The organism is Flavobacterium calami, from assembly GCF_038290035.1.
In the GTDB taxonomy this organism is placed as follows: Bacteria; Bacteroidota; Bacteroidia; order Flavobacteriales; family Flavobacteriaceae; genus Flavobacterium; species Flavobacterium calami.
The window spans coordinates 86782-96100 of record NZ_JBBYHS010000021.1 but is presented as its reverse complement, the minus strand read 5'-3'; the positions used below and the strand labels follow the sequence as shown (position 1 = coordinate 96100).

Genomic DNA, 9319 nt, shown 5'->3' with positions numbered 1-9319 from the left:
CAAGAAAATGTTTCCTAGAACAATACATGCAGTTACACTTGAAGGTTTTCTAATAAAGTTAACTCTGTTTGTGTTTGGACTCCAATTAAACAAATCAATTAACTAGCAACTTGAATTAATTAAGTCAAATTCTTCTCTATTATCGACAGATATTTATTTCGTATCGACGAATTAGTCCTTTTTCACAAAAACCAGACGAATCAATTCAAAAAATCAATTCCGGTTGCTATAAGATTTAAAATAGATAGTATAAATTTGCAACATCTTAAATAATTTGTTTTGAAGCTCTTTCATTCTATTAACGATTTCCACTCGACCAAGAAAACCATTTTAACTCTTGGCACTTTTGATGGCGTGCATATTGGTCATAAAAAAATTCTGGAAAGGATTACTCAAAACACTGAAAATGGAAAATATGAAAGTCTGGTACTTACTTTTTTTCCACATCCCAGAATGGTCCTTCAGGAAAAATCAGAAATAAAACTTTTAAACACTATTCCCGAAAAATCAAAACTTCTGGAAGCGACAGGGATTGAAAATCTTGTTATTCATCCGTTTAACGAAAGCTTTTCAAGACTGACCGCCGAAGAGTTTGTACACTCCATTTTAGTAGATCAGTTTCATATTCATAAAATAATTATTGGTCATGACCATCGTTTTGGAAGAAACAGAACTGCCAATATTGATAATTTAATCGCCTTTGGAGCAGAATACGGATTTGAAGTGGAACAAATTTCGGCTCAGGAAATCCAGGATGTTTCGGTAAGTTCAACCAAAATCAGGAAAGCACTGCAGGATGGCAATATGGCTTTGGCAAATGAATATTTGGGATATGCTTATTTTTTAAGCGGTGAAGTCGTAAAAGGAAAACAATTAGGAAGAACAATAGGTTTCCCTACGGCCAATATCCAGATTGAAGAAGACTACAAACTGATTCCAAAAAACGGTGTTTATGTTGTAAAAACTTTTGTCGGTCAAAAAGAAGTTTACGGAATGATGAATATCGGTTTCAATCCTACTGTAAACGGCGAAAAGCAAACCATCGAAGTAAATCTTTTTGACTTTGATGCAGATATTTATGGGCAAAAACTAGAGATTTCGCTGCTGAAATACCTTCGCGAAGAACAAAAATTTGGCTCGGTTGATTTACTTACAGCACAATTAAAACTGGACAAAAAAACAGCTTTAGAATTTGTGAATCAGTCATAAAAAACTCAAAACCAATACTTTTGGTTATTTTTAAATCATTGTATTTATTTTTTTAGTAAATTTAATATACTTTACTGAATACCAAATATTTACTATTAACTTCTTTAAAAATAACCATCATGAAATTACCAAAAGAAATTGTCAACGGATCTCTAATATTCCTTGGCATCGGCATTTATTTTTTATTGATGAATGTATTAGGTTTAGCCGATTTGTTTTATTTACGTACCCTGAACGTATTTTTTATCTTTTATGGCGTTAACAGAACCATGCACATGAACCTGCAGGAAGGCGAAAACAATTTTGTATCCAATGCCGTTTCGGCTATGGCAACCTCTGTAGTAGGAGTATCCATAAGCGTTTTCGGATTACTGGTTTACAGTTATGCCAGAGGCGGTGATGCTTACGTTCAGTCGTTATCAGAAACTTTTATGTTCGGAGGAAATCCTTCGGTACCAACTTATTGTATCTGTTTGTTGTTTGAAGGCCTGGCTTCTTCGGTAATTGTTACCTTAATGACAATGTTGTACTGGAATAACAAATATATCGCTGATTAAATTTTCAGACAAAAAACTATTATTTAAGCGCTTTAAAATCATAAAAAAATATAATTCTATGATTTTAAAGCGTTTCTTTTTGAAATTATCTGTAAAATATTCATTAAAGAAGTTCAACATTGGTTGATTAGAACAATTTAACTACTTTTGAAGCATCAAAAAAAATGTATCAATGAGCATTAAAAAACACAACTGGACCAAAGACGAAATAATCGCCATATATAACAAACCTATAATGGACCTGCTTTACGAAGCAGCCACCATTCACAGACAAAATCATGACCCAAATGTAGTTCAGGTATCTACATTATTATCAATCAAAACCGGCGGCTGTCCTGAAGATTGTGGTTATTGCCCACAAGCTGCACGTTACAATACAGGTGTTGAAGGAAATGATTTAATGAGTGTAAGTCAGGTAAAAGCTCAGGCTTTGCGTGCCAAATCAAGCGGATCATCCCGCGTTTGCATGGGAGCTGCCTGGAGAAACGTAAAAGATGGTGAAGAATTTGATCAGGTTTTAGAAATGGTTCGTACCATCAACAAACTGGATATGGAAGTTTGCTGTACACTGGGTATGATTACCGAAAATCAGGCACAGCGTTTGGCTGAAGCTGGATTATACGCTTACAACCACAACTTAGATACTTCTGAAGATTATTATAAAGATGTTATTTCGACACGTGCTTTTGAAGACCGTTTAAATACTATCGAAAATGTTCGTAAAACCAATGTTACGGTTTGCAGCGGTGGAATTATCGGAATGGGAGAAAGCATTGAAGACAGAGCCGGAATGCTTGTTGCACTTTCAACTTTAAACCCACAGCCTGAATCTGTGCCAATTAATGCTTTGGTTGCTGTAGAAGGAACTCCGATGGAAGATGAGAAACCGGTTGAAATCTGGGAGATGATTCGTATGGTAGCTACTACCCGAATCGTAATGCCGGACACGCAGGTACGTTTATCTGCAGGAAGAACCAATATGAGCCGTGAAGGTCAGGCAATGTGCTTTTTTGCCGGTGCAAATTCTATTTTTGCAGGAGATAAATTACTTACAACACCAAATCCTGATGTACACGAAGACATGAAAATGTTCGAAATGTTAGGATTGATTCCGCAAAAACCTTTTACAAAAGTATCTCAGCCTAAAACTGTCGAAGCTGAAGATTCTCAATTTGCTCCTCTAGGCGAAAAACCAAAATGGTCAAGACCCGGACATACTATTGAAAGAAACGTTGAAGCTTCTGGAAAACTAAAAGTTTAAGTTTTTTCTCAACACATAAATAAAAAATGCTTTTGATTCTTGTCAAAAGCATTTTTTTATTTTAATCATTTGAAATCGTTTCTCTTAATCTATCTCCGAGCTTTTCAAATTCTCTAACTGTATTTCCGGAACTTAATTCTTTGTCAACATTCATTTTTAAACTGCCTTTTTTAAAAGTGACGCTATAGACAATTTCATCTGCATCCATTTTTTTCCAAATCAAAACTTCTCCTTTAGCTATCAGGTATTTTTCATCAAGATAATCCATTAACATTCTTTTTACATTATCATTTTTATCAGAATCAAAGGAAGCTTTTAAACTGTAAGATGAATCTGAATTCTGAACCGAAACAGATGAACTGGAACTCGTAGTTTTTGTTTCTGATTTTTTAACTTTTGGAGGATTTGGCACTGCCGGTTTGCTTTGGCAATTCGCTAAAAAACTAATAGCCATAAAAATAAGTACTATAATAATTTTCATAATCTTTGATTTAATTGTTAATCTTAAACTCAAAACCCAATCCTCTCACACTCGAAATACTTATAGTTGAATCTTCTTTAAAATATTTCCGTAACCGGCTGATAAAAACATCCATGCTTCTGCCCGAAAAAAAATCTTCGTTTCCCCAGATTTCCCTTAAAATTTCTTCTCTTTTAATGAGTTTATTTCTGTTTGTGTGCAAAAAAACAATCAATTGTGCTTCTTTTTCAGTAATCCGGTGTGTGATTGTCTGGTGTTTGAGTAAGTAGTTTTCATAATCAAAAATGTAGCTCCCAATTGTAAAGTTCTGTTCTAAAACGACTTTTTCGTCACTTTTTTGGGAACGCTTTAAAATGTTACCAATTCTTAAAATTAATTCTTCTACTTCAAAAGGTTTTACGATATAATCATCTGCTCCCAATTTCAACCCTTTGATTTTGTCTTGCTGCAATGATTTTGCCGTTAAAAAAACAAACGGAATATCCGGAAATTGATCCACTATCTTTTCGGCTAAAGTAAAACCATCCATTTGCGGCATCATTACGTCCAAAATACAAATATCAGGTTTCGTAACGTGAAGAGATTCTAAAGCTTCTTTACCGTTCTTTTTCCAGGATACTTTAAAGCCTGAAAACTCCAGATATTGTTTTAAAACTGAAGCGTAATCAAAATCATCTTCTACTAATAAAATATGTTTCATCATAACGGAATTGATATTAAAAACAGAGCACCTTTATTTTCTTCACTGGTTACTTTTATGTCTCCATGATATGCTTCAACCAATTGTTTTACATAAAACAATCCCAAACCGAGACCTTTGGTATCATGAAGATTTCCTTTTTCTATTCTGTAAAACTTATCAAAAATAGCTATGTGTTCTTTTGGAGAAATCCCTTTTCCGTTGTCTTTTATACTGAGTAAAAATTTATTGTCAATACTGTTTAATTCAATATTTATTTCCGTAGCACCATATTTTACGGCATTATCCAAAAGATTGATTAAAATTGTATTGAGATGAAAACGATCTATTTTTAAAGTGATCATTTCTTTGATTTGCTGACAGGAAATTAAAATATCAGGTTTAGAAAGCCTGAAATCATCTATTATTTCTTTAATTTCCTTACAACTTATTTCGATGGAAGAACTTCTGTCAGCGACTGGATTAACTGAAACATTCGCAACCTGCTGAAACAATTTCTGAAGCCTGTTGTTCTGTCTTTCCAATAATGATAAAGTAGTTTTATATTCTTCTTTCGACATTTGATCTTCCTTTCGCTGTAATGTCTTGATTGCAATATCCATTGTTGCCAAAGGAGTCTGAAATTCATGTGTAATGTTGTTTACAAAATCTGTTTTTATATCGGCAATTCGTTTTTGGTTAATTAAATTTTTAATAGAGAGATAATAAAGATAGACTACAAAAAACATTAAGACCACAGAAAATAATAATAACCCTGCCATTTGACCCAAAATCGTTTTTTGCCAGCTTGCAAAACTGTAATATTGTTCTGTTTTTAACGATAGCACATATTTACTTTTTACAGAACCTGGGTTATCAGATTCTGATTCATTAGTGTTTTGCCACTTTCCGGTTGAAGAAGAAATTTCATTGTTACTTTTTACTTTGTTATCAAAAATCAACAATTTGCCATTGTAAACCGAATCCGTTTTATTGTTGTTTATAATGACCAGAGACGTTAAATAATCGCTGTAACCAATTTCAAAATCTCCCGGTTTTTTAGACTTTTCCATATATCGTTTCATAGCATCGGAAAGGGAATCCTGATTCTTCTGAATAAGTCTTAAATATTCTTTTTTTACTATTTTTTTATAAACATATCCTTCGGATAATTTCCCGGTTTGCTCCATCCAGCTGTCTTTTATGGCATCGAATTCAGGATGGTCTTCCAACTCGGTAATTTGCTTTCTGATTTTGGTGTTTACTTCCCTTTCGGTTAGTTTATAAGTATTGTATATAAAATAACCCTGAATAGCCGCCAATGCGATTACCGTAAAAATACATGCCCCGATTAAATACACAATTTTCTTTTTGTTTTGCATGATGTAACAATTAACAAAAACAAATTTACCTTAATAATTCTTTACGGCTTTTAATAAACAACCGATTAACCCTTTATTAACCGAATGCTGAAATGAATTTCTTAAAAATCTGGAGTTCAGCTTATTTCAGTTTTTTCGAAACTAAACTACACAAAACCCTTTAACCCATCATTAACCGTACATTAACCCAATACTCCAGAGAGGTTTCAGAGATTTGCTCCTAACAAATCATCACACCATGAAACATTATATTTTTTTAATCGTATTACTTCCACTCATCGGAATTGGACAGCACAAAATTTCAGGAACTATTTTGGACTCTAAGAATAATACGGTAGAATTTACCTCTGTTTCCTTATTAAAACAAAAAGATTCTGTATTTTATAAAAGTACTCAAACAGATGAAAAAGGTTTTTTTGAAATAATAAATGTTGAAAAAGAAAAATACATTTTGAAAATCAGCTCTTATGGATATTCTGAAAAATATCTCAATATTGATGTACAATCAGATCTCCAGCTATCACCTATTCTACTGGAACAAAATGCAGAAATACTAAATGATGTTACCATTACGACATCAAAACCAATTCTAAAAAGAAAAATTGATCGAATAGAATTTACTGTAGAAAACTCTTCACTTTCTACTAATAATGCCTGGGAAATTCTGGGCAAAACACCAGGCGTGACTACCATGAGCAGCGGTAATCTGACTGTTCGCGGAAGCAACAGTATTCTGGTCACTATTAATGACAAAAAAGTCTATTTAACAGGTGATGAATTAAAGCAATTTTTAGAAAACACAAACGGTGAAGATGTCAAATCAATTGAAGTGATTACAAATCCCCCTGCTAAATATGAAGCACAAGGAGCAGTCGTTTTAAATATCAAGTTGAAAAAAAATGTAAAATTAGGTTATAAAGGAACGGTGAGCGGTTCTTACACACAATCTATTTATGCAAAAGGAAATATTTCTACAAGCCATATTTACAAAGGAGAAAAACTTTCACTGTCGGGGCGTTATACTTTTGGATCGGGTACTTATGTGAGAGAAGGAGAAGATTTCATTCATTATTTGGACAATTCAGGCGAAACCAACTCGATTTGGGAAAGCATCATGAGAAGAAAAAACAAATCGGCATCACAAAATTCATATCGTCTGGATTCAGAATATGAAATAGACAATTCAAATACAATATCTTTTGGCGTCACTGGTTCTATGACTCCAAATGTTCATGGTTTTTATAATGTGCCCACTTATATTTATGATCGTAACAGAAATCTGGATTCCCTGTATGTCACACAAAACAACAGAAAAAAAACATCCCGAAATAATGATTACAATTTCTCTTATGATCATAAATTTAAGGAGAAAGAGAAACTTTCTTTATCTTCAGATTATACACATTACTATTACAATGAAAATCAGGATATTTTTTCTTCATTTTCATTACCAGACAATGCTCCTTACCGACAAACTCGATTTGTAAGCGACAACACGCAAAAAATTCAGCTTTTTTCAGCACAATCTGATTATGCGAATGAAAATAACGGAATTGAGATGGGAATGAAATTTGGAAAAGTAAAAGCAGACAGCCAGCTTATTTTTAAAGATGAAATTAATGGCGAATTAATTGAAAACACAGCCAGAACTAACCAGTTTTTATATGATGAATCTATTTTTGCAGGTTATGCAAGTTATAATAAAGAGATACAAAAATGGACACTGAAAGTCGGATTAAGAGGAGAATATACTCAGCTGAAAGGCAATTCGGTTACGGTAACTGAAATAAACCAACAAAAATACTTTAAACTTTTTCCAACTTTTTATACGCTTTACAAAGCAAATGAAAATCATCAAATTGGATTTTCGTACGGAAAACGAATCAGCCGCCCGCAATACAGCTGGCTCAATCCATTTAGATCTTACTACAATTCCTATTCGTATTTTGTTGGTGATCCAAAACTGCAGCCCACCATCATTCATAACCTGGATTTGACTTATACTTTAAAAGACAAATACAATTTTGATTTGTATTACAGACACGAAAAAAATCCTTCGATGGAAATCTCATATCAGGATTATGAAACGACTACGGTTGTCTATCATCTTACCAACATTGAAAAAAATACTGCTTTGGGATTAGAATTCAATGCCAATCTGGTTTTATTTGACTGGTGGGAATCTGGAATTCAAACCGGGGTCAATTATACTCAGGATACTTTTTTGGGAGTTGATGAAAAATTGTACCAAAACAAACGTTTGCAGTATAACGGAAGTACTAATAACCGATTTACATTCAACAAGAAAAAAGATTTTACTGCCGAAGCCAATTTTTATTACAACTCCCGATCTGTTCAGGGCACTTTTACGATTAGCCAATCTACGAGTTTAGACTTTGCATTTCGAAAAAAGGTATTTCATGACAAATGGGAGCTTTTTGCGATTTTTTCAGATGTTTATCGCGGAGAAAAACAAACGGTTACCACTAAATATGCAAATCAATATAATTATTTCACAGATTACAGCGATACCCAGAATTTTAAAATTGGTTTTAAATACAACTTTGGAAATCAAAAATTGAAGGAAAAAAACAGGATACAAACTGAAGAACAAAAAAGAATTTAGAGTAGAATTATTTATTCGATTATTCAAACATGTTGCTTCAATCGAATCAAAAGTTTAGTTAAAAGAGTTCATTTATTTCATCAAATATTTTTAAATTGCTTATAACACAGAGTTATAAGCAATTTTTTTATTTTAAAAGATGAAGTTAAAACAAATCAAAAGGGTAAAAAAAATCTCAAAATCTGATTTTATTTCCCAATATGTAAAAAATCAAATTCCATTAGTCATTGAAGAATTAACCGAAGACTGGCCCGCTTACCATAAATGGAAATTATCCTATATTAATGAGATTGCCGGTGACCTAATCGTTCCTTTATATGATGACAGACCTGTAAATCATGAAGATGGCTTTAATGAAGCCCATACTAAAATGAAAATGAGTGATTACATTGCGCTATTAGAATCCAAACCAACCAATTACCGCATCTTTCTTTATAATCTAATGAAAGAAGTTCCTGTTTTGAAAGATGATTTTTTATGGCCTGATATTGGTTTAAAGCTGGTCAAACAAATGCCCATGCTGTTTTTTGGAGGCGAAAATTCAAAAGTCTTCATGCATTTTGATATCGATTATTCGAATATCCTGCATTTTCATTTTCATGGAGAAAAACAGTGTATGATTTTTCCTCCTGACCAGTCAAAATACATGTATAAAGTACCGCACGCTTTGATTTCAAGAGAAGACATTGATTTTGACAATCCAGATTATGAAAAATTTCCTGCGCTTAAAAATGCCGAAGGTTATATCACCAATTTAAAACATGGCGAAATGCTGTATATGCCTGAAGGCTACTGGCATTACATGAAGTATCTGACTCCGGGTTTTTCTATGAGTTTGCGCTCTTTTCCTAAAAGCATTACCCATTTATCTAAAGCTGCTTATAATGTTTTTATCATGCGTCATTTTGATATTATGATGCGAAAATTCAAAGGGCAAAAATGGATTGATTATAAAAACGAAAAGGCCATTGAGAATACGCATCAAAATTTAATGCTTTAATTTTTAATAACCATTCGATAGACAAACATCATTTACAGTTTAAGGAATTCATGTCATCCTGAGCTGAGTCGAAGAATTATTTTCGAAAAAGCTTCGACTCCGCTCAGCCTGACACTTATTTTAA

General features: G+C 33.0%; 8 protein-coding genes and 1 pseudogene. 6 read left to right on the top strand and 3 right to left on the bottom strand.

The features are described from left to right. The 4 genes and pseudogenes from AAEO57_RS20890 to bioB all read left to right on the top strand — a co-directional run. Nucleotides 1-106 (top strand): annotated as a pseudogene (locus tag AAEO57_RS20890) (IS982 family transposase); the annotation flags it as partial. 173 nt (nucleotides 107-279) lie between these two features. Further along, nucleotides 280-1209: a bifunctional riboflavin kinase/FAD synthetase gene (locus tag AAEO57_RS18055; RefSeq protein WP_341694434.1), complete on the top strand. Its 930-nt coding sequence runs from the start codon at nucleotides 280-282 to the stop codon at nucleotides 1207-1209. A 119-nt stretch (nucleotides 1210-1328) separates the two neighbouring features. Beyond that, nucleotides 1329-1766 (top strand): hypothetical protein, encoded by a 438-nt coding sequence (locus tag AAEO57_RS18050; RefSeq protein ID WP_341694433.1) that lies wholly within the window; start codon nucleotides 1329-1331, stop codon nucleotides 1764-1766. A 172-nt stretch (nucleotides 1767-1938) separates the two neighbouring features. Next, nucleotides 1939-3027, top strand: coding sequence for a biotin synthase BioB (bioB, locus tag AAEO57_RS18045; protein WP_341694432.1), 1089 nt, complete (start codon nucleotides 1939-1941; stop codon nucleotides 3025-3027). A gap of 61 nt (nucleotides 3028-3088) precedes the next feature. On the opposite strand, the gene AAEO57_RS18040 is transcribed toward bioB, so the two are convergent. From AAEO57_RS18040 to AAEO57_RS18030, 3 genes are read right to left on the bottom strand one after another with little or no spacing between them, the layout of a single operon-like run. Then, the gene (locus AAEO57_RS18040; RefSeq protein WP_341694431.1) at nucleotides 3089-3508 is read right to left on the bottom strand and encodes a hypothetical protein; all 420 of its coding nucleotides are present in this window, start codon (nucleotides 3506-3508) and stop codon (nucleotides 3089-3091) included. 10 nt (nucleotides 3509-3518) lie between these two features. Continuing rightward, on the bottom strand, nucleotides 3519-4208 hold the full coding sequence (locus AAEO57_RS18035) for a response regulator transcription factor (protein ID WP_341694436.1): 690 nt from the start codon (nucleotides 4206-4208) through the stop codon (nucleotides 3519-3521). Next, nucleotides 4208-5569, bottom strand: coding sequence for a sensor histidine kinase (locus AAEO57_RS18030; RefSeq protein WP_341694430.1), 1362 nt, complete (start codon nucleotides 5567-5569; stop codon nucleotides 4208-4210). The genes AAEO57_RS18035 and AAEO57_RS18030 overlap by 1 nt, the downstream gene beginning before the upstream one ends. Before the next feature lie 238 nt (nucleotides 5570-5807). Here AAEO57_RS18030 and AAEO57_RS18025 point away from each other — a divergent pair, with 238 nt between their 5' ends. Together AAEO57_RS18025 and AAEO57_RS18020 are read left to right on the top strand one after the other, a co-directional pair. After that, nucleotides 5808-8195, top strand: coding sequence for a TonB-dependent receptor domain-containing protein (locus tag AAEO57_RS18025; RefSeq protein WP_341694429.1), 2388 nt, complete (start codon nucleotides 5808-5810; stop codon nucleotides 8193-8195). Between the two features lie 139 nt (nucleotides 8196-8334). Further along, nucleotides 8335-9195 (top strand): cupin-like domain-containing protein, encoded by an 861-nt coding sequence (locus tag AAEO57_RS18020; RefSeq protein ID WP_341694428.1) that lies wholly within the window; start codon nucleotides 8335-8337, stop codon nucleotides 9193-9195. The last annotated feature ends 124 nt before the right edge of the window (nucleotides 9196-9319 follow it).

Bases quoted from the DNA above. Each gene is read 5' to 3' on its own strand.
- AAEO57_RS18050 (WP_341694433.1), top strand. From the start codon at position 1,329: ATGAAATTACCAAAAGAAATTGTCAACGGATCTCTAATATTCCTTGGC.
- bioB (WP_341694432.1), top strand. From the start codon at position 1,939: ATGAGCATTAAAAAACACAACTGGACCAAAGACGAAATAATCGCCATA.
- AAEO57_RS18040 (WP_341694431.1), bottom strand. From the start codon at position 3,508: ATGAAAATTATTATAGTACTTATTTTTATGGCTATTAGTTTTTTAGCG.
- AAEO57_RS18035 (WP_341694436.1), bottom strand. From the start codon at position 4,208: ATGAAACATATTTTATTAGTAGAAGATGATTTTGATTACGCTTCAGTT.
- AAEO57_RS18030 (WP_341694430.1), bottom strand. From the start codon at position 5,569: ATGCAAAACAAAAAGAAAATTGTGTATTTAATCGGGGCATGTATTTTT.
- AAEO57_RS18025 (WP_341694429.1), top strand. From the start codon at position 5,808: ATGAAACATTATATTTTTTTAATCGTATTACTTCCACTCATCGGAATT.
- AAEO57_RS18020 (WP_341694428.1), top strand. From the start codon at position 8,335: ATGAAGTTAAAACAAATCAAAAGGGTAAAAAAAATCTCAAAATCTGAT.